This window comes from Enterococcus sp. 5B3_DIV0040, from assembly GCF_002140755.1.
Taxonomy (GTDB): Bacteria; Bacillota; Bacilli; order Lactobacillales; family Enterococcaceae; genus Enterococcus_D; species Enterococcus_D casseliflavus.
The window spans coordinates 1,995,203-2,019,287 of sequence record NZ_NGLC01000001.1; the positions used below are offsets into that span (position 1 = coordinate 1,995,203).

At 44.7% G+C, this 24,085-nt stretch carries 21 protein-coding genes; 2 read left to right on the forward strand and 19 right to left on the reverse strand.

Translation table 11 applies throughout. The features are described 5' to 3' along the window. The 15 genes from A5883_RS09490 to A5883_RS09565 all read right to left on the reverse strand — a co-directional run bounded on the left by A5883_RS09490 (position 1) and on the right by A5883_RS09565 (position 16,990). Positions 1 to 1,311: a type IV pilus twitching motility protein PilT gene (locus A5883_RS09490; RefSeq protein WP_086338410.1), complete on the reverse strand. Its 1,311-nt coding sequence runs from the start codon at positions 1,309 to 1,311 to the stop codon at positions 1 to 3. Between the two features lie 91 nt (positions 1,312 to 1,402). Then, positions 1,403 to 2,977, reverse strand: a complete 1,575-nt coding sequence (locus tag A5883_RS09495) for a GspE/PulE family protein (protein WP_223597367.1) — start codon at positions 2,975 to 2,977, stop codon at positions 1,403 to 1,405. Positions 2,978 to 2,991: 14 nt separating this feature from the next. Further along, positions 2,992 to 5,016, reverse strand: coding sequence for a phage head-tail adapter protein (locus A5883_RS09500; protein WP_086338411.1), 2,025 nt, complete (start codon positions 5,014 to 5,016; stop codon positions 2,992 to 2,994). Beyond that, positions 5,003 to 5,689 (reverse strand): type II secretion system protein, encoded by a 687-nt coding sequence (locus A5883_RS09505; RefSeq protein ID WP_086338412.1) that lies wholly within the window; start codon positions 5,687 to 5,689, stop codon positions 5,003 to 5,005. The genes A5883_RS09500 and A5883_RS09505 overlap by 14 nt, the downstream gene beginning before the upstream one ends. A gap of 43 nt (positions 5,690 to 5,732) precedes the next feature. After that, positions 5,733 to 6,428, reverse strand: a complete 696-nt coding sequence (locus A5883_RS09510) for a type IV pilus modification PilV family protein (RefSeq protein ID WP_086338413.1) — start codon at positions 6,426 to 6,428, stop codon at positions 5,733 to 5,735. A gap of 25 nt (positions 6,429 to 6,453) precedes the next feature. Continuing rightward, positions 6,454 to 6,777: a hypothetical protein gene (locus A5883_RS09515; RefSeq protein WP_016610400.1), complete on the reverse strand. Its 324-nt coding sequence runs from the start codon at positions 6,775 to 6,777 to the stop codon at positions 6,454 to 6,456. 38 nt (positions 6,778 to 6,815) lie between these two features. Beyond that, positions 6,816 to 8,270, reverse strand: coding sequence for a hypothetical protein (locus A5883_RS09520; RefSeq protein ID WP_086338414.1), 1,455 nt, complete (start codon positions 8,268 to 8,270; stop codon positions 6,816 to 6,818). A gap of 13 nt (positions 8,271 to 8,283) precedes the next feature. Beyond that, on the reverse strand, positions 8,284 to 9,327 hold the full coding sequence (locus A5883_RS09525; RefSeq protein WP_086338415.1) for a hypothetical protein: 1,044 nt from the start codon (positions 9,325 to 9,327) through the stop codon (positions 8,284 to 8,286). Continuing rightward, complete coding sequence (locus A5883_RS09530) at positions 9,320 to 10,696, reverse strand: glucosaminidase domain-containing protein (protein ID WP_034858089.1); 1,377 nt, start codon at positions 10,694 to 10,696, stop codon at positions 9,320 to 9,322. Before A5883_RS09530 ends, A5883_RS09525 begins: the two co-directional genes overlap by 8 nt. Then, positions 10,629 to 11,003 (reverse strand): hypothetical protein, encoded by a 375-nt coding sequence (locus A5883_RS09535; protein ID WP_005235091.1) that lies wholly within the window; start codon positions 11,001 to 11,003, stop codon positions 10,629 to 10,631. The genes A5883_RS09530 and A5883_RS09535 overlap by 68 nt, the downstream gene beginning before the upstream one ends. After that, positions 11,000 to 12,307, reverse strand: coding sequence for a hypothetical protein (locus tag A5883_RS09540; protein ID WP_016610404.1), 1,308 nt, complete (start codon positions 12,305 to 12,307; stop codon positions 11,000 to 11,002). The genes A5883_RS09535 and A5883_RS09540 overlap by 4 nt, the downstream gene beginning before the upstream one ends. A gap of 136 nt (positions 12,308 to 12,443) precedes the next feature. Beyond that, the gene (locus tag A5883_RS09545; protein ID WP_016610405.1) at positions 12,444 to 13,529 is read right to left on the reverse strand and encodes a DivIVA domain-containing protein; all 1,086 of its coding nucleotides are present in this window, start codon (positions 13,527 to 13,529) and stop codon (positions 12,444 to 12,446) included. Positions 13,530 to 14,308: 779 nt separating this feature from the next. Then, positions 14,309 to 15,037, reverse strand: a complete 729-nt coding sequence (locus tag A5883_RS09555) for a GntR family transcriptional regulator (RefSeq protein ID WP_086338416.1) — start codon at positions 15,035 to 15,037, stop codon at positions 14,309 to 14,311. A gap of 101 nt (positions 15,038 to 15,138) precedes the next feature. Next, complete coding sequence (gene celB / locus A5883_RS09560) at positions 15,139 to 16,494, reverse strand: PTS cellobiose transporter subunit IIC (protein WP_086338417.1); 1,356 nt, start codon at positions 16,492 to 16,494, stop codon at positions 15,139 to 15,141. Next, complete coding sequence (locus A5883_RS09565; protein WP_074931881.1) at positions 16,478 to 16,990, reverse strand: hypothetical protein; 513 nt, start codon at positions 16,988 to 16,990, stop codon at positions 16,478 to 16,480. Before A5883_RS09565 ends, celB begins: the two co-directional genes overlap by 17 nt. 416 nt (positions 16,991 to 17,406) lie before the next feature. On the opposite strand from A5883_RS09565, the gene A5883_RS09570 reads away from it, so the two are divergent. Next, entirely contained in the window at positions 17,407 to 17,775 is a 369-nt protein-coding gene (locus A5883_RS09570) for an iron chaperone (RefSeq protein WP_086338418.1), read from the forward strand. Between the two features lie 76 nt (positions 17,776 to 17,851). On the opposite strand, the gene A5883_RS09575 is transcribed toward A5883_RS09570, so the two are convergent. Next, positions 17,852 to 19,192: a peptidoglycan DD-metalloendopeptidase family protein gene (locus A5883_RS09575; RefSeq protein ID WP_086338419.1), complete on the reverse strand. Its 1,341-nt coding sequence runs from the start codon at positions 19,190 to 19,192 to the stop codon at positions 17,852 to 17,854. A 284-nt stretch (positions 19,193 to 19,476) separates the two neighbouring features. Between A5883_RS09575 and A5883_RS09580 the strand changes: the two genes are divergently transcribed. Next, on the forward strand, positions 19,477 to 19,908 hold the full coding sequence (locus tag A5883_RS09580) for a GNAT family N-acetyltransferase (protein WP_086338420.1): 432 nt from the start codon (positions 19,477 to 19,479) through the stop codon (positions 19,906 to 19,908). Positions 19,909 to 20,181: 273 nt separating this feature from the next. On the opposite strand, the gene A5883_RS09585 is transcribed toward A5883_RS09580, so the two are convergent. From A5883_RS09585 to A5883_RS09595, 3 genes are read right to left on the reverse strand one after another with little or no spacing between them, the layout of a single operon-like run. After that, on the reverse strand, positions 20,182 to 20,883 hold the full coding sequence (locus A5883_RS09585; RefSeq protein WP_016610414.1) for a response regulator transcription factor: 702 nt from the start codon (positions 20,881 to 20,883) through the stop codon (positions 20,182 to 20,184). 11 nt (positions 20,884 to 20,894) lie between these two features. After that, a complete protein-coding gene (locus tag A5883_RS09590) occupies positions 20,895 to 23,495 on the reverse strand; it encodes a sensor histidine kinase (RefSeq protein ID WP_086338421.1) in 2,601 nt (866 codons plus the stop codon). Positions 23,496 to 23,507: 12 nt separating this feature from the next. After that, on the reverse strand, positions 23,508 to 24,044 hold the full coding sequence (locus tag A5883_RS09595; RefSeq protein ID WP_086338422.1) for a potassium-transporting ATPase subunit C: 537 nt from the start codon (positions 24,042 to 24,044) through the stop codon (positions 23,508 to 23,510). Positions 24,045 to 24,085: the final 41 nt, after the last annotated feature.

A 24,085-nucleotide genomic window follows, 5' to 3' on the forward strand; every position in this document is an offset into this window, starting at 1 on the left:
CTATTCGCCCCCTTCCTCCATTAAGTTATCTGCCACATCGGCATCGACCCGTTCCGCAGCAACCAGTTCTTCTAAAGAAGCGCTCATGGTATGCATGCCTTCGTTTTTCCCCATCTGCAGCATATTATGGATCTGGTGGGTTTTCCCTTGACGGATCAAGCTGGCGATCCCTCGGGTATTGAGCATCATTTCGGTTGCTGCTACCCGTCCGTTGCCATCGATCGTGGGCAGCAAGCGCTGGGACAAGATCCCTAGTAATGCGCCAGCAAGCTGGGTGCGAATCTGAGTCTGCTGATCGGCAGGAAAGACATCGACGATCCGTTCAATGGTCGCAGGGGCACTTGACGTATGCAAGGTTCCTAACACCAAGTGTCCCGTTTCCGCTGCCGTCAAGGCTATCGAGATTGTTTCAAAATCCCGCAGCTCCCCTACTAAGATGACGTCTGGGTCTTGCCGCAGGGCCGCTCGTAAGCCATTGCCAAAGGACATGGTGTCGCTGCCGACTTCCCGCTGGGCAACGATGCTTTTTTTGTGGTTATGGATGTACTCGATCGGGTCTTCCAACGTCAAAATATGCGTCTTTTTGGTGTCATTCAAATAGTCCAGCATCGCAGCCAGTGTCGTTGATTTCCCTGAACCGGTCGGCCCTGTTACTAAGAACAAGCCTTGGCTTTTATGGATCAGGGTCCGCAAGACAGTCGGCATACCGAGTTTGCTTAACTTCGGGATCTCGATGGGGATCTGCCGCAAGGCGATCGAAACGGTATCTTTTTGACGGAAAATATTGACCCGAAAGCGGCAGATGTCGCCTAATTCGTAGGCCAAGTCAGTCTCGCCTTTTTCCTTGAATTCCTCCCATTGCCGTTGGTTGCAAAGGATTTCAGCTATGGCTTCGATATCCTTGGTGTCGATCGTCGGCACCCCTTCGATCGGCAGCAAGTCGCCGTGGCGACGAAAAATCGGCGGTACGCCTTCGACTAAATGGATATCCGATGCTTTTTGTTCGACGGCAATCATCAGCCAATGATCGATCCGCTCTTTAGGTGACATGGCAGCAAACTGCGCCGCTTCGTTGTGATTGACGCCCTGTGAACTGCTGGCAGTCGTCGGTTTTGTTGCTACTTGCCGTTCTGCTTTTTGAATGATCTCCCGTGTCGAGACAGGTCGGTCTTGATCGCTCTGTCGACTGCGGGCACGTTTTTTTTCTCTCAGTTCACGATTTTCCCGAATGCGGGTACGGGTCGGAGCTGTTTTTTCTCTCGTCGCCCTTTTGGTTGCTCGCTCTTGTGTTGCCACTCTCGTTTGATCCATTAAACCAGCCCCTTTCTATGTGCATTTCCTTTTAAAACAATATATGTAGTTCTTCGGTGATCCCTGGATCACCGATAAATCAATCAGCGCCTCACTCTTCTGCGGCGACCACCTTCAAGACTTCTTCGATGGTGGAAAAGCCTTGTTGCACTTTGTCTAACCCATCATCCAACAAAAAGCGCATCTTTCGTTCCTGAACATAATCCATCAGCTGGTCGTTGGTCGCTTTGTTCGTGATCATCCGGCGCAGCTTGGCATCGATCGTCAACAGCTCTTGGACGGCCATTCGCCCTTTGAATCCCGTATTGCCACACTTTGGACAACCCACAGGCTGTGCCAGTTCCGTAACCGTGATGCCATAGGATTCAAATAACTGCTTGTCCTTGTCGCTGGCTGGTCCTACTGTCTTACAAGAAGAACAAAGGGTTCGGACGAGCCGTTGAGCTAAGATGCCTTCTAACGCGTTGGCAACCAGAAACGGTTCTACCCCCATATCGACTAAGCGATTGATGGTACTGACGGAATCATTGGTATGAAGGGTGGATAATACCAAGTGCCCAGTCATGGAAGCCCGAATCGCAATCTCCGCCGTTTCGCCATCCCGAATCTCTCCCACCATCACGACATTGGGGTCTTGCCGCAAGATCGACCGTAACCCAGCAGAAAAGGTCAAACCGACGTTGCTGTTGACTGCCACTTGGTTGATGCCTTGCAGCTGAAACTCTACGGGGTCTTCGACGGTGATAATATTGATCTCAGGCGTGTTCAACTCTTGCAGCGCCGCATACAAGGAAGATGATTTCCCTGATCCTGTCGGTCCAGTGACCAGAATGATCCCGTGGGGTTTATGCAAAATCGCTTTAAAGGTTGCCAATACCTTCGGTTCAAAGCGAAACTCATCGAGGCGCCGAATGCCACTGGAGCGATCCAACACCCGAATCACGACTTTCTCCCCATGAATGACAGGCAAAACCGAGACCCGTAAATCAACCACATTGCCCCCGTTACGAATCATTGCCCGACCATCTTGTGGCACACGTGTTTCGGTGATATCCAAGGAGGAAATGATTTTCAGTCGTGAAGTAACACCCGTCTGAATACTCTTAGGCAAGTTTTCATGGGTGCGAAGCTCCCCATCGACCCGTAAGCGGACAACTAATCCTTTTTCTTGGGGATCGAAATGGATATCACTGGCGCCCCGATCCACTGCATCTTGCAGCAGGGTATTGACCAATTTGACGATCGGCGAGTCATCTAATTTTGAGTCGCCCTCTGGATCGATGGTTTCAACGAGAGAGTCGTTCAAACCATCCAAACTAATCTCAGAAGGGTAATCGCGAACGATCAGTTGTTGGATATCGGCATTGTGAGCTTTTTGCGGACGAATCAATAACCCAGTGATCAAACGCATTTCATTGATCGCCGCATAATCCCCAGGGTTTGCCATCGCAACGGTCAAACGATTGCCTTTTTTCTCTAACGGAAAGACGCTGTGCTGTTTGGCAAACGAGCGGGGGATCAGGGACAAAACCTCTGAGCTGATCTCTAAGTCAAACAGGTTGCCTGTTTGTGTTTTCTCAGCGGTGGTTGAACTTGGACTGCTCTCTGACTTTTTGAGAGGCCTTCTAGGTTTTCTACGTGGCGTTCTTTCACTTGATTGCGGCAACTGGCGCCCTCCTTTCAATAATCGAGTTTGTTGATATAGTCAAACATTCGTGTAACGGTTAAATATGCTTCATCATCAGACCACATGTTTCGATCCAAAAAGCTTCTGAGGATCGTTACCTCCCCCGGTTGCGCCTGACTTTCAAAGTCGCGGACGCGATAATTGACGCCTAATTGTTGCAGTTGATTTTCCAGTTCCACCTGGTCATCCATATAGTAAGGTACGAGAACGACTGTTCCTTCAAGACGACGGTTATGAGCCCCTGTTGCTAAAAAAGTCGGGTCAAATAATGCCAAATCTGGCAGGATTTCCATGACAAAGGTCGACTCTCTATCCACAGCTAAATGAAAGGGTTCAACGCCTGTATGACCCAAGATCAGCTGAGCACCATTTTTTAAGGTGATTTGATTCCAATACGCTGGATCTTCATAGTAAGAATCAAAAACCGCTGAGCTGCCTGCTTCTGCTAATGCCAGTCTTCGAGCAGTCTTCGGGGCATCGATAAATGAAAGCCCGTGAACCTCCATCATGGTATTGCTGCCATCCAATGTGATTCTTGACGGGTCATGGGGCACTGTGAATTGATTTTGATTCTGAAAATACGAGAAATCATCGATCGTTCCACCACTAGGCATCATCGTATTCGTCAGCATAAAATCACCATATACAGTAATCCTTCGTTCCGTCTCTTCGGTACTATGCACGATCGAGCCTTCCGTGACTGGTCCCGCATAAAAATTGCTGCTCGTCAGAACCATCGACGGCTTCATAAACGTCAAACTACCATCTGCAGCAGGATTCTGTTTCGTGGCTTCTCGATGATAGAAATTAAAATAATTGCTATTTAATTCGCCTAATCCAGAGCCCGCATCTGGTGAATTTACGGAAACATTCAGATGGCCTTCAGCAAAGAGAACCCCTTCTTGCTCTACTCTCGAAGCCGAACTATTGGTATTGTTGATCCATAGGTTTCCAGCCAGGATATCCGTATATGCTTGTGATAGGACCAAGCGGCTGCCCGCTCGACTGCCCAAATCGATATACATTCCTAGACCCGCTTGCAAGAAGATGTCTTTGATCAAGTTCAACCCGTTACTAGGCTGTCCGCCATCATTCTGGATCGCAAGCAGACTTTTTGCCGAAAACTGTCCGCTTCCCTGTCCTTCCATCTGGATCCCATGATTAAAGAAAAAGGAACCATCGAAATGCAGCCAATTAAGAATCGGCTTTGTTTGAAAATCTTGCAGGACATTGTTGGCAAACCCGAATTGCAAGAAGTCATCCGATTCAAAGGCGAGATAATCAAACGCTGGACGTACGCGCTGAAAATCAGCGACTTCGAATAATTTTCGAACCCAGGTATCGGCGGATACCGCTTGCCCTGCTGTAGAGGGTAAGTAATAGGGATAAAAAATGTTTCGCCAAATATCCAGCTGTGTTTGGTTTTGTTCGAGGTCTTCTTCTTCAAGCTGCATTTCATAGATATACTCGGCAGAAGCTGTATGTACTCGCGGCTGTCCTTCATCCAGTTGCGTCTGATCCGTGACTTGCGATTGAATTTGAATAATGATTTGAAGATTGGTTTTATCTGGCAGCATCGAGGCTGCTTGGATCCATCCTTGCTCCCCACCAGATTTCGTCATTACATAAGGAGCGATCTCGTTGAATTGATAGTCAACGACAGAGGAGGTAAAAGCAAATGTATTATCGATGGTCTCATTCACATCGACCTGGTCAAAAATAGATACCAACTCTGACTCTAGATGGTCTATCCATTCATTATTATAAGAATAGAAGCCGCCAGACCGCATGGTTCGAGTGATTAAATCATCTATTCTCAGTTTTAGGTCCTGAGAAGCGAGTTGAAAGGAATATTCGTGTACATCTTCCACTCGCCGGAAGCTGTCTACCGTTCGAATTTGTGAATTGACATTTCGAGCAACAAGGAAGACCAAGCCAATCATCAAGGAGGAAAGAATGATCGCCGCAAGAGCATAAATCAGCGCAAACCCCGCTTCATTTTTTCTACCATCGTCCATTCCCCGGTACCCCCCCTCTTGCTTTCTCATTGTCCCGATAATTGATCGTAAATTCTCGTTTATAGATAATCTGCTCGTGGTAATCAGTGACCAGCTCCTCCATCTGCCACCAGCCAGTCAAATCATCATAATAATCCGCAAAATTGATCGTTTCGGTGTAAAACAAAACGAAAAACTTGGTCTGGATACTGAACGTATCGCGATAATTAGGCGTATAGTGATGGGTCAACGTCGCTTCATTCTCATTTTTTTGTTGAATGATCTTTAACTTGATGGTAGGGTCTTTCGTATCATAGACTCTGGCACGGATATTGTTGGTATCTGTGATATCCGTCACAACCATTCGCGGACTGCCCTCTTCCGTAATTGCTGCCCCTAAGGTTCCTTCGGGCATTGTTTTGACAATATGTTCCTCGTGGAAAAGAAGACTATCATATTTTCCTAAATACCCCGCATGTTCATAGATGCCGTCAATTTTGGCGATTTGGTCTGCTTGCGCCATGATTTCATTCGCGATCCCTTGAAAGGCAGCAATTCGACCTTGACGGACAGAGGCTTGGACGATCAGAAAGAGTGTCCCAGAAAAGAGAGCAATGATGATGCCGAATATCACGATCGCCCCTAACAATTCGACAAGCGTGACTCCTTGCTCATCCTGTAATCGATGCTTCATCTGCGCCCCTCCTTTGCAACTTCCGCAAGAACAGCCAGCCTTTTCAATAGTCAACTACCCAATGCAGATACGTTTCTGTCAAAAATGCGCCCGTTTGTTTATCGAAGACCTGAATAATAAGTCCGATGCCCAGTTGCCGACGATCATAAGTGTCTTCTCGCAGTCCATTCCTGGGATCTTCACGAATGGAGACCTTGACTAAATAGTTGGTGGTTTCTTCATTCTCCGACAAGTACGTTCCCATATAGAGGCGATTTTCTTCCGAATTTGCCAAGGGCTGCGGCAAATGAGCGCCAGAATGATCGTATACCACTTTGCGAATAAACCGTCCCCGATTGAGATCATCTACAGCAATCGGGATTTCTTCATACATCGGTTGCCCTTGCGCATTGTATTGGATCCCTGAATTATCGAGGACCAAATGGTGTCTGCGAACTTCTGAGGGGTCATCTGGATCGACCATCATCCAAGATGGTCGAGCAGTAAAGATCCCGATATTCAAATCCGCCAAATCTTGGGTCTGCGCTCGGTAGATTAGCCATTCCTTGACGTCATCTCGTGCTGCGATGGCCTCTTCCATTCGGGTATTGTAGCTAAGGATCAGGTTGTTTTGGATGATCAACATGGCGATCATGACCATCGCGATCCCGAGAATGACGATCGCTCCAAGGATCTCAACAAGGCTGAACCCTGATTCATCAAGTACTCTATGTGCTTGTCTGCCGTTTTTCAGTTTCATCACCTGCTTTTTGCCTAGCCCCCGATCAAGGAGAATCCTTTTCTTCTAGCTGGTTGATACTTGTATCTGGGTCAAGAAAAGATAATTTGCTAAGGGTGAACCCCCAGTGAATCAGTTTATTGAAATCAGGGTAGTCAGCTAATGGAATACTTTTTTTGGCTTTGCGTGTGATGCGGATTCGTTCCCTGATATAATGATACCTTTCTTCTTCAACCAGTCGCTGAATCTCGGCGATCCCTTTTTCAACATCAGGATCTTCGACATTCGCTTGCATGTATTGTTGGTAGAAATAATCCAAATACTTCCCGTATTGAAGAAAATAACGGTATTCAATTTCTTCAATGACCATTTTCACGTGAATCTCTCCTTGACTTATTTTCTAGCAACTTATTGAAGTGAGTGCAAATGCCGATAGATGATCGCAGTGGCACTCTCTGGCCGTTCATTGTCTAACTGAAAGACCTCCTTTAATGATTGTCGATCAGAAGCCTGAATGACTTCGACTTTCGGTAAAAGTTCGTAGGCAAGATGGCTATCGTCTGCGACACTTGTATCGATCATCACTTGTTCGATCAGTGAACGGGTGACGCCATACCCGTCTTCACTTTGATAGGATCGGTCCAAAGGGAAACTATAATAAAACCAGCCATCATCGGGATTATAGATCCAAGTATTTCGATCAATCTGACGGTAATCGCTCAAAGAGCCGAATTCGATCATGATGGCTTCTGAGTCGATCTGGGCGGGACTTTCAGAGACAAAGCTGCTTAGCGTTTTCACCGTTTGGGTCGGATACAAGCCAGCAGCATCAGGAAACGCACTGATCATCTCTGGCAATTGAAAGGCACTGCCTAACCCAGATTCTGTCGTCGTGTAATCAAATGACGACTGGTCAATCGTTCCCTGTTCTCCGAGATACGTGAATCCCGTAGGTTCTTCATTGGTGGAAAAGGGGCTGGCTAGCTGCGACTCCGCCCAATTTCGAACAAAATAACGATACCCTTCAAGATAATAACTATAGGTCAAGTTCGCTGCTTCAAAGGTCCACTCAGCAACCGGATCAGCAGGATTGAGCAGCAGCAGTTCCCCACTCATTTTCTGCATGACCGGTCGTTGGTCCCGTCGAAAGGAATAGCTGAAGTGGGCTTCGACAAGGACCGGTTCTTGCCAGAGATCTGGCGGACCATCGATCAAGTCTGATGACGGTTGATCGCCCATTTCTTCGTTGCCTTCGGTGTGATCGTAGAAGTTCTCAGGATTTTCCTGTCCTTCAGCGTCTAATTCCCCCAATAACTCCTGCATCTCTTCACTATCGAAGGCATCCAAGGCAGGCGTAGGTGCCAATTCTTCGATCGTCTCATCGCTGATCCAAACCATCACTTGACCATCAAGAGCATTTCCAATAAGTTCTGGGATCTGCTGGGTCACGTTCTGATACCCTCTTGCTAAAATTTCGTTTTCATCAAAGCGAGACAGTACTGGTAATAAGTCTGGCGCATCACTCGCATCTGCCGCCTGCTCAAAGGCTGCTTCCTCACTGTCTGGCGCGATATAGCGCAGCACTTCTTCAAAGCTTGCTCGGACAAACACTGGCACTTCACTGGCGTTCATTACTCGAACGGATCGTTGGATCGTCGTCCCTGCAAGGGTCATTCGTTCCTGCCATTCTTCCAAAATCTCGATTTTTTCGAACACTTCATTTTCATCCGCTAATCGACGAATGTGAATAGACTGATTATTCTGCCAAATCAAGATGCTAAGCAACAAAAGAAAGAAAAGCAGACCCGCGATACTATTTCTTAACACTATTTTTTTTTGCAACCTTGTTTCCTCTTTTCTCAAGTAATGACGGCTCTCAAGTAAAGAGATAAATGCCTAATAGAATGAATAAGGCGATCAATGATACACAGAAGATGATGGATAATATCAAGTTTTGATCAATAAAGCGAAACACATCTGCTACATGGTTGATACTCATTGAGACTTCCCCAACGAAACGGTCTGCTTCGATGGCTTCTTCCCCAAATGCCTGTCCATCACCAATGACGGATAAATGATAGCCTTGCTCTTCGTCAGCCTCGATCGATAGCACTCGGCGGGCAATATAGCCAGTTCCTGAGCCATTTGTAAAGACCCCGATCCCGTTTGGCTGTACTTGAGTGAAGGCTTGTTCTCTTAAAATAATCAAATCTTGTGTGCGTAATGCAGAGCTGTCAAGATTCGCCATCCCATTATCTGATAAACGCACCACCCGATGATTGAAAACCGTCATCTCGTTTTGATCAGCTACATATAAGCCGATAAACGTAAAGAGGACAGTCATGCTGCAAGCCAAGAAAATCAGATAAATGATTTTCAGTCCGAGATCGCCAGATTTCTTTTTAGCTGTTGGTTTCTTCGTCGCAGCTTTGCCTTTTTGCAAGGTTGGTCGTTTCTGGGAAGCCTCCGCTGGTTTTTTGCCTTGCTTGTGGGTCCCTTTTGATTTGGCATTCGGATTACTTGATTTCTTGGTTTTCCCCTGCTCGTTACGCTGGTTTGGACGTGCTTGCTGCGGTGGACGCTTTTTCTTTTTGCGTGGTGCTTCACTGGTCGTACTGGCAGCTGCTCTTTCTTTTTGCTTGCTAGGATGCTGCTTTTCGGTCGGTAATTTGGGGCGATTCGCTGTGCCAGCCACTTTTTTTCGTTTCTTTTTCACAGGCGCCTGTCCTGTCAGTTCTTTTTGGGGTGTCTTTTTTGGTCGTTTCTTGCCACTTGAAGTGCTGGCTTGCTTGCCTTGCGCTTGAAACTTTTCGATTCGGGGATTTCTCGGTGTATCCTCTGGTTGTTCTCGTTTTTTTTCACGTTTGGCAGGCTGTGGCGGACGTTTTTTTCTTCTAGGTGCTTGTGACTGATTACTCATTGGCATCTACCTCGCTGCCCGCTCGTTCCATCCCTCTTAATTGGTTTGCATAAGTATTGGCATTGGCATTTTCCTGCAAGCGATCCTTGACGGTCCGAATGGACGCTGGCAAATTCCCTGAGCCTCGACGATTTGCCGAGCTTCTTTGCAAGTCTTCAAACAACGAACGGGTCGTCTTCGCTTCTTCCTTGCGTGCTGCTTCAATTGCTTGTGCACGTGTGCGTTCAATCTCTTCCAAGACCTCTTCGGTCGGCTCATTGTCATAGATGGTTAGATCATACGCTTCGATCAACGCATTCAGCTTTTGGTCATAATGGATGTCAGTGGCATAGCGACCGGTCAACCATGCAGTTGCTTCCCGATAGGTTGGGGCATTTTCTTTCCAAACGGGGGCATAAAAGCGCGGGTTGCCTGTGATGCCTCCTCTTAGTAAGCGAGCGTAATCTTCGATGGATTCACGGTAACTTGGGTATTTACGGAAATTGGAAGAGATCGTATACCACGCACCACTGCCATCATCTTCTTGCGTATTGAAGGTCACTTTTTGCCCACGAAAGCTGCCCTTGATGCCAAAGAGATTGTGGTTTGGCGGACTGGATAAGGCACTGTTTCCTGAGCCAGTCTCCAAGATGGCTTGTGCGATCATCACTGAGGCATAAAGATCATTGTTATAGGCAACATCCTGCGCATCAGAACCAATCTCATTGATGAATTGTTGTGTCGTTAGATTACGAGTAACCGAAAATTGAAAGTTGCTTTCCCGCTCTTCTTCATCGATCGGCGATTCGGGTTCTTCAGTGATTGGATCGGGATCTTTATCTTTGTCCTGATTGGTTTGATTCCCGTTTGATTGGTTGTTTCCACTATTGTTGCTGCTGGTATCGTTGGTTTCTTGTTCATTCGTTTCAGGTCCATCAGGCTGATTCGGCTGTTGATCGCCTTCTGAAGGCTCTGGCGTCGACGGAACATCTTCAGTCTCTTGGTCTTCTGTTTCATCCGTGCCGCTCTCTGTTTCTTCCTCGTCTGTCTGCCCATCATCTGCCGGTCGTTCAACATCATTTACGACTTGGACTTCCGTTCCTTTTTCGGCCTGCTCCGATTTTTCTGGGAGAGTTTCGTTTGTTTGTTCTGGAGGAGTATCAAGTTGCTCCGTTATCCTGTCAGCTCCTTCATAAGAGACCGGTCGGAGGGCATCCGTTATCGATTGCCCACGACTTTCTCGTTGTGCATCGATGGTTTCCATATAAGTAGATGGCTCTACACCTAAGATCGATCGAACCATGGCTTCAGAAATCGTTTGGTTATTGATGATTCCGATAAATGCTCCGATCGCTAACAGACTTTTTACGTTTCTTCTGGGCTTTTTCATCTTCTTGATCCTCCTCCTTGGGGCTGTTCTTGCTGGTGCCTTTTTTTGGTCGTTCATGGTCTTTGCTTTCATTTTTTTCAAGCTGTACAAGCAGCAATTGATAATGAAAGGCATTGTTCCGCAAATACATCGTAAAACCTAGCAAAAGAGCGAGTAAAAACAAATGACTGATAGTGACATATTCTCGAAAGGCAGAGAGATAAAAATAGGCGGTCAGCTGCAAAAATACCGCTAATGGGATCAAAGAAGCAATAAAGTAGATGCGGTATAAGAATAAGAATCGTTGTTTTTGCTTTTGGGTTCTCATAGGCTGCTCCTAACGTCTGTATTGCCTTCGATCAATGCTTTTTTTTCTAATAGATAGCTTTCGCTTTGGAGAAGATCAAAGTAAGCGGCTTTTCGTAAAAGATTGTCATAGTCCATCTTCATAATGCGTGCGTAAGGTTTTCTAAACCATGGTCGCTCATACAATTTGACCCGTGACTCAATCACGCTGCATTCATAAAAAACCAAGCTGATATCTTTAGCAGAAAGGTTGTTGTCGACCACTTGCTGCACTTGCCCTCTTTCATAGGTCAACTCTTTTTCGTTCAAGGTCATCTTTTCGATCTTTTGTACGAGATTGTCATTGATGCGCCAAACCTGTTCGAGGTATTTGGCTTTTTGAAAAAGATAGGTATATTCTCGTAAGCTGATCTTCAATTGCGTATGCCAGTTCTCGTCTTCTTCATCGGTCAAGCTGTTTAAATAGTGGATACTATTTTTGATCAAAGAGGCTTCCAAGTTTTCGATGTAGATCTCAAGCTTCTGATTTGCCAAGCGCAAGCGCTCTTTGCTTGCTCGTTCTCGTTTCGCCTCTTCCTCCAACGCTAATTCATTGGCGTTGACTTTAGGCAATTGCTTGGCTTTTTTTGCCTGTTTTTTTTTGCTGCTTTTTTTTCGAACTTTCTTTTTGAACTTCGGTGGCTCATCCGCACTGACCTTTTGGAACTCGACCGTGTCTTCCAGTTCTTTTTTCACTGCATCGGTTTTGCCTTGCCGTTTTTCTTCATGGACTTGCGCTTTCGGGCGACTCACAAACGTGACATTTTGTTCATCGATCACGCTTTGAACGATTTTTGCCAGTTGCTCTTTAAAGTCGTTCACATCACTTACACCCGCCGAGGCTTGCTGCTGCAAGCTGGCATCCAACTGAATCGTAAAGGGAAACTCTTCTTCTGTGTAAGCGATCGGTACAAACTCCAAAAACAGATTGCTTTTTTCATCGGACACATGATTGATGCCGATTTGCGTCCACACAAACTGTGGGAATTGCTGTTCCAAAGGAATGCGTAATTTTGAGTAATCGATTTTTTTCCGTAAAATCTCCATCTCGATATGATGGGTAAAGGCTTCGATGGAATAAAATTGCTCAAAGTAATGCGTCACTTGTTTGCGGATCGAAGATTTGAGCGGCCACTTTTTTTGATAGAGGTTGTCGCAGGCAGTGATTACTGATGGAAGTGCCTCTTGTTTATAAAATAATTCCTCAAGATTTGGACTCAAGGTTGGATAGATGGCAATTTTTAAAATATCATTCGTCACATTCGTCCCAATAACCAACATGCTCATAAGAAATCAACTCGTAGTTGTTGCCTGTGATTTCTTAAACAGCACATATGGTCGTAGTGGGTTTCCCTCCTTTGTCGTGTCGCTCTCAGAATTATTCAGCAGACCTTTTCGTCTATTCCGACTTATAACCTTCTTTTTAGTCTGGCAGATTCAATACTTTGCTATGCTGGATCAATTGCTCAAACAACCCTTTCGACTCATGATGAAACGTCGTAAGTCTTTCTTGGTATTGCTTGATCTCTTGACGGATCTTCATCACTTCCATCGATGCTTCTGAAATAATCTTGTGGGCTTCATTTTCCGCCATTTGACGTCTTCTGTCGGCTTCCAGTTCTGCTTCAGCAGCGGTTTCCCGTGCTTTTTCTTTTGCTTCGATCAAAATCGTCGCCAGCTCGTCCTTCATTTGTTCGACCTTTGTCAATTCACGTTCCAAGTCACGCTGTAAGACATTCTTATCTGCCAATTGTTCGACTCTTGAACGTTCAAGATCTCGATATTTCGCTTCGGCTTCTTGCAAGCGCAAGTTCAACTGTTGATTTTCATTTTCAAGCGAAGTGATCCGACGCATGCTTTCGACTTCTTTTAATTTGTAGTTTTCGATAATCGCCGCTTTTTCTTCTAAATGAATCGCTTTTTCTTCAAACGCTTGGACTTGCTTGCTTTTCTCTTCTAATTCTTTTAACAGTTCATCTTCTCTTTGACGCAATTGTTCGAGTTCTTCTTCTACTTCGATCAATTCGTCTTCTTGACTCGTCAACTGCTCAATTTCCTGCTCATAATTGGCTTTGAGGGCTTCTTGTTGACGTTCTGCTTCTTTTAACTGCTGCTGTAACTCGTTGTAGCGCATTTGCAGCTGCTTGTTTTCATAAATGATACTTTCTTGTTGCGTCGCTTGCGAAGCCATCCGATTGATGGATTCTTGTTTGTTTTCCAATTGCTTGGTCAAATGTTCGACGGTTTTGGTCAATTGTGAAACGGTATTTTCTAATGCCAGCAGCTCTTCTTGGGCATCATCCTCATACTCGTCTTCCTCGTATTCTTCATCATCGTACTCATCGTCCTCGTACTCGTCGTCTTCATATTCTTCATCGTCATACTCATCGTCATCATATTCTTCATCATCGTACTCGTCTTCGTCGTACTCTTCTTCATCATATTCCTCGTCGTAGACATGAACGCCTTCGTAAGTTTCTTCATCTTTCTTTTTGCGAAATAATGCCATGTTACCCCTCCTGATTCCTCACTCATCGATGATTTGATTCGTTGAACAATTTAATGTGTCTACAAATTGGTCTGCTTGTTCGTCTGCTTTCGTGAAAAGTTGCACTTTGGCTGTTCTACCCTCGGGCTTTTTTTCAAACGAGCTGACGTTTCTGCTGTGACCTTTTGAGCAGTGATGTCCGCTTCCTTCTTGTCCCCCTTCGCTTAAAAAAGAAAGCAAAGACCCCCACATCCCTGGATTTCCACGACCTCCATGTATTTTGGAAGATAGAAATCAAGTAAATGAATCGGCCGGTTTCTCAATAAAATAGCCATTAAACGAAAAGACGGCTTCCGTTCGCAGAACATCTGTTGTCTATTTGATAGTATCAAAGCAAAAACAGATTGAAAAATCAGATATTTCTTCACTTGATGAAATATTTGTCAGAGGAAACCATTTATCCCCAGTGATATTGTTAAAAAATGAGCAAAATATCCTCGTATTAAAAAACAGGCGTTCTTCTTTAAACGATCTTTATCTTAAATCAACAATCACGCCTTCTTAACCGCCGATCAATCCCCTCAAAAAAAATCAGCGACCTTATAAGCCAAGGTCGCTGATCGATTCTTTACCTATTATATAGTTTTCCTGCTCAGTCATCTTTCATCCATTGGAAGAGATCCCTTTTCTCTCAGTTTGCCAGTCCGCTGCTCCGCAACTGTAAGTTTTTTTCTCCCTGATGGGCTGCTTTTCTATTGCCTTAAAAAAAGAAAGAACCGTTTCTTGAAAATCCGTTTTCTTTAAACGAACAACTTTTTATGCATGTACAATGTCGCCATCCGATAATCATAATGGATCATCGAAAAGGCTAATAGTTCGCCATTTCTCAGATAGCTGTCGTCTCGTACGATCAGTGCGGGCATGCCTTCTTCTAGATGAAAAAACGCTGCTTGTTCCTGTGATAGCGGTTTGCTTTGGATAAACTTGTCGATGAAGGCGACTGTCAGTTGTTTTTCTTCTGCCAAAGCTTGAAACATTGAACCCTCCATCATTGTTTCAGAGATCTCCCCTACGATTTCAGGTATATAATAGGAGCGTTCAATCAAATAGGGTTTGTCATCTAGCGTGCGAAACCGTTGGACTTCGATAAAGTGTTGATCTTTCGCAAATTGTTTTTGACTTGGAAGAAACAGCGCCTCTGATACTTTGACCAGTCGCTTTGAAGCTTTGACCGTTCGAATGTTTTTCTCGCCCCGGGTCAAGTCTTCATTGAAGCCAAGATCACCTTGTTCAATGGTCGGTTTTTGGTTTTTTTGAAAGCGAATATACGAGCCGCGGCCTTGCATCTGGTAGATCCAGCCCATCTTGCTCAATTTATTGAGGGCTTGACGTAACGTATAACGAGAAACGGGATAAATCGCCAAAAGCTCTCGTTCACTAGGCATCTTCCCCTGCTCATTTCCAATGTCACCCGCTTCGATCTTTCTGATCAATTCTGCTGCTAAGTCTTCAATACTGAGTTTCGTCATTTGCCTACTCCTTTCCTTCGGATTCTCTACTACTATTATCATCTTTGGCGTAAAAAAAGCCAGCTATTTTTCATAGCCGGCTTATCAAAAAAACGGATTGATTATGCCTTCGTTGCGTTTGCTTGTTCTTCCTTGTATAATTTGCCATCATACATTTTGATGAATGGGAACCAAATCAAGAAAGCAACGACTGCACAGATGATTGCTAAGACAAAGGCACGCCAGTCACCACCTGAACCAATAAAGCCAGATAATCCAATTGGGGTCGGCCACGCTACTTGAGCAATCGGTGGGTTAACAAAGCCTAAGTTGATGCCAAAATAAGCAACGGACATTGAAGCCATTGGTGCTAAGAAGAATGGGATCGCTGTGTACGGGTTGTATACCACTGGCATCCCGAACAAAATCGGTTCATTGATATTGAAGAAGGATGGCACGATCGCTGCTTTTCCTAAAGCACTTAACTGCGCTGATTTTGCAAAGAATGCGATGAAAATCACCATTCCTAACGTCGCTCCTGAACCACCGATCGTAACAAAACTGTTGTTAAATTCACCCGCAAAGGCAATGTTGGCACCATTTTGGTTTTCCACCATATTTGACAACACGATTGGCGTCAAGAATGAGGTCACGATCGTTGCCCCATGAATACCGACGATCCATAGTGCATGCATGAAGAAGTAGATAACAAGCAGTCCGATCCAGGTACTGGTCAATTGCGTCACGAAACTAAACGGAATCGCAATCACTTTGAAAATATCTGTGCCCATTGCGACTAACGCACCATTGATAACGATCACAGCTAATGAAGTCAGTGCCGTTGGAATCAATGCCGTAAAAGAGGAAGATACTCCTGTTGGCACTGTGTCAGGCATTTTGATGACAATATTGCGTTTCACACAGAATGCATAGATTTTTACGGCAATGATCGCCATGATGATCGCTGTAAAGATCCCAGTTGTTCCTAAACGAGTAACGCCGCCAGCCATTTCCCAGCCATCGATGATTTTTTGGTCATCAGAAATCACATTGACTAGTGTTGCCATACCGCCTTCAAAAACTAATTGTGGCAAACACATAAAGAACGCCATCATAGAAAGTAATGCTCCATTGACTGGGCTAAGAACGATTTTCTCTTCTTGCGCTTGGATTTTCGTGTACTCGTAACCAAACACGACACAGAAGTAAAGGGCTAAAATTCCCATTGTTGCGGTATTACCTAACATGTAAAGATTTTGGATTTTATCGAATGACGCACTCCAAATACCTTCTAATGCAGGGAAGCTTTGTGGCAAAACACTGACGATCAAGAACATCGATCCTACGATAGTGAAAGGAATCGACGCCATCCCGGCTGCCATGACCCCACGAACGATCCGTAATTGTGAGATTTTCCCCATTGGACCCATTAAGTAGCGGTCCAAGAAGGCAAACATTTTGTTATTTTCTGAATCCATTGACTGTTCCTCCTTGAGTTTCAAATGTAGTCAAATACGTGAAATATTTGTCGCGGTCATGCTCGATCAACCACGCTTTACGCTGAATGAACAAACACACCATCATGCCGACAGAAAACAAGGCAAGTAAGATCCCTCTACCCGATTGATTCATAAAAGGAATCAACGTTGCTTGCTGTCCGATCAAAATAAATAGAATGGCAATGAGATTGACGCCGAATTGGAGCCAATAACCGATTTTTGTCACCAGTAAACGATTCGATTGCTGCCAATATTTTTGAGTTTGTTCAATAAGTATAAGTCCATCAACGATCAATAAGGCAATGGGAATCAAACCAGCCCATGTCCATTGAGACAGACTCAATAGGGTCCAATAAAGATTGACAAAGAAAAAGATCGCAGTCATATAACGAAAAAGTAAAAAACGATTAAACCGCATACTTTTGTTTGCATATTCTTTCTTGGCTGCTTGGGTTACCGGTTTCCTTTTGGTCACAAGTCCTCCTCCTTTCGTTTTGCTTTCGCTCAACAACTTGTTCGAACAAGTTATATTCTAGCAGAATTCTTGTTGAATGCAACCGATTTCTTTTTGAAAGTGTTCTCTGAAAATAATCTGCTTTTTCATTCGTTATTTCTGAAATGTTAAGCGAATCTCAAGGAACCTTGCAGGATAAAGAGGGAATGTTCCTGACTCTTGGCTTTTGTTCGAGTAGAAAAAAGTTATTTTTAGCATTCGTTTTTGCAGACAGTGTTTGTTACTGAAGGCGTTCCCCAAAACAAGGCAACAGGTTTGTAAAGTTGCTAACTTTACAGTACACTCTAAGTAACAAAGTGTTTGATTTCGAACTCGCGTTATTTTTAGTGATCGACATTCCCTGTACTCGTTCCTTAAAACGAAAGGAGATCCTCCCAATGGATGTATTAGAAACTTACTTAACCAGCATTGAAGATCCAGTAAAGCAAGAAAAACTGCGTGCCTTATTTGCCGCTATTACCAAGAAATTTCCTGACCTCGTTCCAGTCATCAAGTGGAATCAGCCGATGTTCACCGCCCATGAGACCTTTATTATCGGTTTCAGCGTTTCAAAACCGCATTTTTCTGTCTCCCCTGAAACCAAGTGTCTTGAACAGTTTGCCGATGCCATTGAAAACGCCGGTTACAGCCATACGGAAAACATTTTTCGCATCAAGTGGACTGAACCGATCGATCAAGCATTGATTGAGGACATGATCGCTTTCAACATGAAAGACAAAGCAGAGATGACCCGTTTTTGGCGCTGAGCCAATCGAGACTTTGTAAAAGAAGAGCAACCAAAAAACCGCAGAAGCCTGTTCGCTTCTGCGGTTTTTCTGACTATTATAAGCCTAATTCTGGCGCCGGATCAAAGAATCCTGACCATAAGCTTGTTGACATCCCTAAATGTAGATGGACGCCAGTTGAATTCCCAGTCGTTCCCATACCGCCAACATATTGTCTAGCTGAGACGCTTTGTCCGACCGAGACAGCTGGCAGCGTACTAAAGTGCATGTAGTAGCTGTAAACGCCATTGGCATGTTTGATGATCACATAGTTACCAGTTGACGGACCATAGCCCGCTTCAACGACTTCGCCTGCTTGGATCGCATAGATCGGCGTTCCTGTCCCCCCAGTAAAGTCGATGCCATTATGTTGATTTCCTGATGCACCTGTTGGATCTGTTCGATACCCAAAACGACTCGAAATATGAACCGAATCGACTGGCATTTGCCATCCACCTGTGCTTGCTTGTTCCTTTGGCTCAGCTGCTTGCTGCACAGGTGCAGGCGTAGCTGCAGTTTTTTTTGACGACACCGATGTTTCTGGCGCCACTGCTGCTTCCGTCTTCGGCTGGGCTGCTGCCACTGCTGCTTGTTGAACGGCAGGACTTTCGGCGGTTTCAGCTGACTTGGCTTCTGCTGCTTGCTGACGTTTTGCTGCTTCTTCTGCTTCTTTGCGCGCTTTTGCTTCTTGTGCTTCTTGCTCAGCCAGTTGCTTCAACGCTGCTTCTTTTTGCCGTTGTGCTTCTGCTTTGTCTGCTTCCAATTGGTCTTTTTTCTCTTCTTCGGTGTTCAACGCCAAGGCAAGGTCGGCTAGTGCAACTTCTTGATTCAACTTGACATCAGCTAATTCCGCTTGTTTTCCTTGCAATGCGTTTGACTGCTCTTCGATTGCAACCAATTGTTCCTGCAACTCTTTTTCCAATTTCTGGCTTGTTGCAATATCTTCTTGTTGTTGTTCGACAATGCTATTGCTGGCATTCATGATCGTTACTGAAGCGATCGCCCGTTGAATAGCTTCTCCGATGGACTCCGCATCAACGATTTTTTGGAACAAACGATTGGAAGGTTCCGACGTTTGAATGTCACGCGCTTGATTCGCCAGTACTTCTGTGCGCTTGATGATTTTCTCTTCAAGGACTTGGATCTCTTGTGCCAAGGCATTGACTTCTTCTTCCGTCGCCGTTTTCTTTTGTAGGATTGCTTGGATTTCTCCTTCAATCGATTGAATCTCTGCCTCTGTAGATCGTTTCAGTGATTCTAATGAGGTGGATTCATTTTTTATGTCATTGATTTTTTCATTTTGCTGCTGGATCTTCTGATCAAAGCTGTCTGCGGATACCGTCACGACAGGCAGCGCCAGCAAAACAAGTGAACTTGCAACCAAAAGTGTCTTTTTCATTTTTTCTCCTTAACTAGATGTGTCTTATCGCTTTCTTTAGCATACCGAAAGATGTCACTCTTGGGGCTGTTTTCACACAAATAACATCTGGCTGCAAGAAATTGACATCTAGCTGAAACAAAGTTGTTAGAATATTTCAACGAAAAAGATTGCTTTTCTTCGTCATTTAACCTTCGTTACTTCTCAATTGGTTCATCTCCTGTCCGATTGCCTATGAAAATGCCGCGATTTGCAGTAATCAGCAATGGACCTATGCTATACTGAATTAAAAAACGGAGGTTCTCATGATACAACAAGTGACCCAATTTACCGATTCTGAATTAGAAACTATCGCCCAGATTTGGCTTCAAAGCAATTTGGATGCCCATGACTTTATCTCAGCTGCCCATTGGCAAGATAACTATGACTTTGTGAAAAAAGCCTTTGCCGATGCCCTTATCTACACCTATTCGGTGGATGATCAGCCCGTCGGCTTCATCGGGATGTTGGATGAGTATATCGCTGGTATTTTCGTTTTGAAAGACTATCGTGCCCACGGCATTGGCAAGCAGCTTTTACAAAAAGTACAAGCAGAACACGAGAAGTTGACTCTGAACGTCTACCAAAAAAATACAGCTGCTATTGCGTTTTATCTCAAACATGACTTTACCATCGTTTCTGAACAAGTGGACTCTGATACCAATGAAATCGAAAACACCATGGAGTGGCATCGTTGATGCTGCTTTTTTTCCAATTTTTTGTACTTGTTAGTTAACTATCCTTTTGGAAACTATTTAATAAAAAAGTATGACTGATCAAACAACCTATTTCCCAGCAATAAATATAGAACAAATGTCAAAAATTTAAACAAGCGACAGGATTGATTGGTTTCCCCCTCTTGTAACTCCTTCACCACTGGGATACTACTATCCGTGCATTCTTATGGTATAAAGCATGAAGACAGACGCCTCCTATCAATTAGGAGGCGTCTGACTTCTGTTGAAACGAATTTATTCAGAGAGTTCTGCTGGATACTCCCGCAAGCGATACCCAACACCGATTTCAGTGATCAAATATTCTGGCTGCAGCGTATTGGTTTCGATTTTTTTGCGAATGTTTGAGATATTGACTCGCAAGGTTTGTGCATCCGCTGCAAAAGGTCCCCAGACTTCGCTAGTCAGGGTATCGTAAGTGACGACTTTGCCTAAATTCTTGAACATAACTGCCATGATGCGGTATTCGTTTTTGGTCAAATGGATCTCATTTTGATTCTTGTACAGGATTTTTTTCTCAAAATCGATCGTTAACTCCTTGTTTACAAGAATCGGGCTGCTGCTAAAGGCAGCTGTCTCCTTGTGCCGTAGTGCCGTGCGAATGCGGGCAAATAACTCATTGGTACTGAAGGGCTTCGTTACATAATCATCGGCACCGAGGTCTAATGCTTGCACTTTGTCTTGTTCATCTTTGCGGGCAGAGATCACGATAATCGGTGTGTTCATGCGCTTACGAATGATTTTCAACAGCTCCATACCATCAATGTCCGGTAAGCCCAGATCCAGTAAGATGAAGTCGATGGTTTCTTCCTGCAAGAGCATCAATGCCTCCATGCCAGTGCCGACTGATGTAAAGTTGTAATGCTCTCTTTGCAAGACGACCTCCATAAAATCAACAATATTCGAATCATCTTCAATCAATAAAAAATGTCGCTGCATGTTCTCCCTCCTTACTGCTTTAAATAAATACGAAAGATCGTACTGCCTGCTTTCGTTTCGATCGCTAATTTCCCTTCATGGGCATGGATGATGGTTTTCACGATACTCAGTCCGATACCTAATCCATTTTTTGAATCCACCGGCACTTCGGTGTCATTGGTTAAATTCGCTTGGATTTTTTGGTATTGTCCTAAGGGGATCTCCCCTTGGTTTTCGATTTCAATGACCACATCCTGCTCTTGAGAAACTCGCAAGAAAATCGGTGTATCGGCGGTTCCATGGCGAACCCCATTTTCAATCAAATTAAACAAGGCTTGTTCGATCAAGATGGGATCGACTTGGACAAAAATCAGCTGATCAGGCATCTTCACGATGATTTTTTGTTGCGGATAGACTTTTTTTAGGTGTGTCAAAACCGCTTCGATAATTTCTTCGATCGGTTCTTCACTGCGCTTGACCGCCATGTTAGTCAAGTTGATGCGGGTTACCGACAATAAGTTTTCGACCATGCGGATCAACCACTGGGATTCACTTTGGATGTCTCCTAGCAGCTTTTGTTTCGTTTCCTTTTTGATCACGCCTTCGGTTTCACTCAATGTTTCGGCAATGCCAGAAATCGTCGTCAAGGGGGTCCGCAAGTCATGGGAGACCGCACGCAGTAAATTGCTGCGGACTTTTTCCCGTTCGTTTTCTAATTGGATCTGTTCTTTCTCACTCGCCAATGAGACTTGTTCCAACACGGTCGCGATTTGGGTGATCACAAGGCGCAAGTAATTCAATTGACTATTGGCCAACTGATGCTCCTCGTTGCGTTCTACCCCAAGGGCGCCTAGTGGTTTGCCGTTTAAAACGATCGGCAAGTAGAACCCATTGGCACCAATCAGAGTATCTGTGCCGCGACCGGCTTCTTTTTGATTTTTCACGACCCAAAAAGCGACGGCTTTCTCATCCTTGCCAGTCAGTTGAGACAGTGTTTCTCTTGAAGAATGCAGACTTCTTAAATGGCCTTCTCTGTCATATAACGCCACTTCTCGCTGGAGTAAGCGTGCCAAATAGGTGGTCGTACTTTCATAGATTTCTTGCTCATTCCGCGTTTCCATGTATTGTTTGTTCAGTTCATACAATATCTCCATTTGATGCTCTTTTTCCTTGGCATTTTCTGCTTGGGTCTTCAATCGAACCATCAAGTTACTGATCATCAAGGCAACGATCAGCATGATCACTAATGTGATTGGATAGCCTGCTTTATAGACCGTCAAGGAATACAAGGGTTCGACAAAGAACCAGTTATAAGAAAGGACACTAATAATTGATGCCATGGCACTCCATAGATAGCCACTCGTGTAACGGGCCACTAAGAGAACAAAAAAGATGTAAACCAGCATCAAGTTCTGCTCGCCGAAATGCAGGTACTGCATGCCTTCTGTCACTAAGGTAGCGAGCATGATCAACCCAAAGGTCAAGGTGAAATCTCGACCGCCGCCTTCAAATAGTTGCGAAAACGTCAGCCGTGGTCGCTGCATTTTTTCTTTAAAAGGAATCAAATGGATCTCAATGTCATCAAGGCGCCGAATCAAGCGGTCTTCTAAATCCTCGACAAACAATTTTTGGAACCACTTTTGAGAAACCTTTTTTCCCATGATAATGTCACTGGCACCCGTCATTTTGGCATACTCTACGATGGTTTCAAAACTGTCATCCGCTTCAATGTTGATGACTTCTGCACCCAAACGCTCTGCCAACGGCACTTCGGTAGGTGTATCATCTAACGATCGAACTTGGATGACCGTCCATTCGGCACCGACTCCTTGGGCTAAGCGAGCGGTCCAACGAATGCATTTTTCTGCCATTTTCGGCAAGCGATCATCAATGATGGTCAAAAGCTTGCTTTGAACTCGTTTTCGACCGCCGTTCATTTGATTGATATGATTGGAAGCTTTTTGGATCGCTAATCCCCGCAGATGATCAAGTTTTTCTGGCGTAAAAAAATTTTTTAGCGCTCGTTTGGCATTTTCATCAGCATAGATTTTTCCTTGTTCCAATCGATCGATCAGTTCGTCTGGTTCAACATCCACTACCCGCAAACTGGCGTGTTGGAAAAAGGTGTCAGGCACCGTTTCTCTGACTTCCACTTCCGTGACCTTTTCCACGATATCATTCAGACTTTCGATATGCTGGACATTGATGGTCGTGTAGACGGTGATTCCTGCATTCAATAGTTCATCGACATCTTGGTAACGTTTTTTGTTTCGCGCACCAATGGGATTGGTATGTGCCAACTCATCGATCAAGACGATATCTGGTTTTAGTTGGATCAGTCGATCGATATCTGGCTCATAAAGGGTCAATTGCTTGTGCTGGTATTGCTTTAATGGTACTTGTGGTAACCCTTCAAGCAATCGATTGGTATCGGGACGTTTGTGGGGTTCGATATAGCCGATCACCACATTTTTGCCCATGAGCAAACACTCATGGGCTTCGGTTAACATCGTATAGGTTTTTCCGACACCGGCAGCAAAACCGAAAAACACCCGTAGTTTGCCACGTTTAGGTCCAAAGCCTGCTTGCAGTAGCATCTCTTCTGGAATCGTCTGCTGGTTGTTTTCACTCATAGATGCTTCCCCCTATTCCTCGGGTAATTGATCGAGCTGCTGATTCAAGGTCATGATATTGACGTATTCTCTTGCGGAGAACAGATCAGCTACTTTATTCCTGTTTATTATATCATGAATTATTTGTTCATCGATGCCTCTTGTGTCAGCGATTCGTGGCAGTTGAAAAAGTGCCGCTTCGACACTGATATCAGGATCGACCCCACTACCCGAAGCGGTCACGAGATCGATCGGCACACTGGTTTGGGTTGGGTTTTCTACCAGCAACGTCGCTGTCCGCTCAGCTACAGTCTTTTTTTGGGTCGTATCATAGGGCGATAATTGTGAAACGGTTTGATCACGCCCTTGGAAGTAACCTGCTTGGTCAAAGGGTTGCGCAAGCAGCTCAGATCCTTTGACCGCTCCGTCTTCCACGATTTGACTGCCGTTGGCTTGATGGGCAAAAAAGACTTGTCCGACACCAGTGACCAACAATGTATAGAGACCGCCAAATAACACGGTACTAACTAGTAAAAATTTGATACTGGCAAAGAGGGTGTTCTTCATCATGTTTTCCTCCTATATAACTCCTTGACTCTGATGGATTTTTC

Bases quoted from the DNA above. Each gene is read 5' to 3' on its own strand.
- A5883_RS09595 (WP_086338422.1), bottom strand. From the start codon at position 24,044: ATGATGAAGAACACCCTCTTTGCCAGTATCAAATTTTTACTAGTTAGT.
- A5883_RS09535 (WP_005235091.1), bottom strand. From the start codon at position 11,003: ATGAGAACCCAAAAGCAAAAACAACGATTCTTATTCTTATACCGCATC.
- celB (WP_086338417.1), bottom strand. From the start codon at position 16,494: ATGGATTCAGAAAATAACAAAATGTTTGCCTTCTTGGACCGCTACTTA.
- A5883_RS09505 (WP_086338412.1), bottom strand. From the start codon at position 5,689: ATGAAGCATCGATTACAGGATGAGCAAGGAGTCACGCTTGTCGAATTG.
- A5883_RS09575 (WP_086338419.1), bottom strand. From the start codon at position 19,192: ATGAAAAAGACACTTTTGGTTGCAAGTTCACTTGTTTTGCTGGCGCTG.
- A5883_RS09555 (WP_086338416.1), bottom strand. From the start codon at position 15,037: ATGACGAAACTCAGTATTGAAGACTTAGCAGCAGAATTGATCAGAAAG.
- A5883_RS09510 (WP_086338413.1), bottom strand. From the start codon at position 6,428: ATGAAACTGAAAAACGGCAGACAAGCACATAGAGTACTTGATGAATCA.
- A5883_RS09490 (WP_086338410.1), bottom strand. From the start codon at position 1,311: ATGGATCAAACGAGAGTGGCAACACAAGAGCGAGCAACCAAAAGGGCG.
- A5883_RS09500 (WP_086338411.1), bottom strand. From the start codon at position 5,016: ATGGACGATGGTAGAAAAAATGAAGCGGGGTTTGCGCTGATTTATGCT.
- A5883_RS09580 (WP_086338420.1), top strand. From the start codon at position 19,477: ATGATACAACAAGTGACCCAATTTACCGATTCTGAATTAGAAACTATC.
- A5883_RS09570 (WP_086338418.1), top strand. From the start codon at position 17,407: ATGGATGTATTAGAAACTTACTTAACCAGCATTGAAGATCCAGTAAAG.
- A5883_RS09515 (WP_016610400.1), bottom strand. From the start codon at position 6,777: ATGGTCATTGAAGAAATTGAATACCGTTATTTTCTTCAATACGGGAAG.
- A5883_RS09590 (WP_086338421.1), bottom strand. From the start codon at position 23,495: ATGAGTGAAAACAACCAGCAGACGATTCCAGAAGAGATGCTACTGCAA.
- A5883_RS09525 (WP_086338415.1), bottom strand. From the start codon at position 9,327: ATGAGTAATCAGTCACAAGCACCTAGAAGAAAAAAACGTCCGCCACAG.
- A5883_RS09540 (WP_016610404.1), bottom strand. From the start codon at position 12,307: ATGAGCATGTTGGTTATTGGGACGAATGTGACGAATGATATTTTAAAA.
- A5883_RS09545 (WP_016610405.1), bottom strand. From the start codon at position 13,529: ATGGCATTATTTCGCAAAAAGAAAGATGAAGAAACTTACGAAGGCGTT.
- A5883_RS09585 (WP_016610414.1), bottom strand. From the start codon at position 20,883: ATGCAGCGACATTTTTTATTGATTGAAGATGATTCGAATATTGTTGAT.
- A5883_RS09530 (WP_034858089.1), bottom strand. From the start codon at position 10,696: ATGAAAAAGCCCAGAAGAAACGTAAAAAGTCTGTTAGCGATCGGAGCA.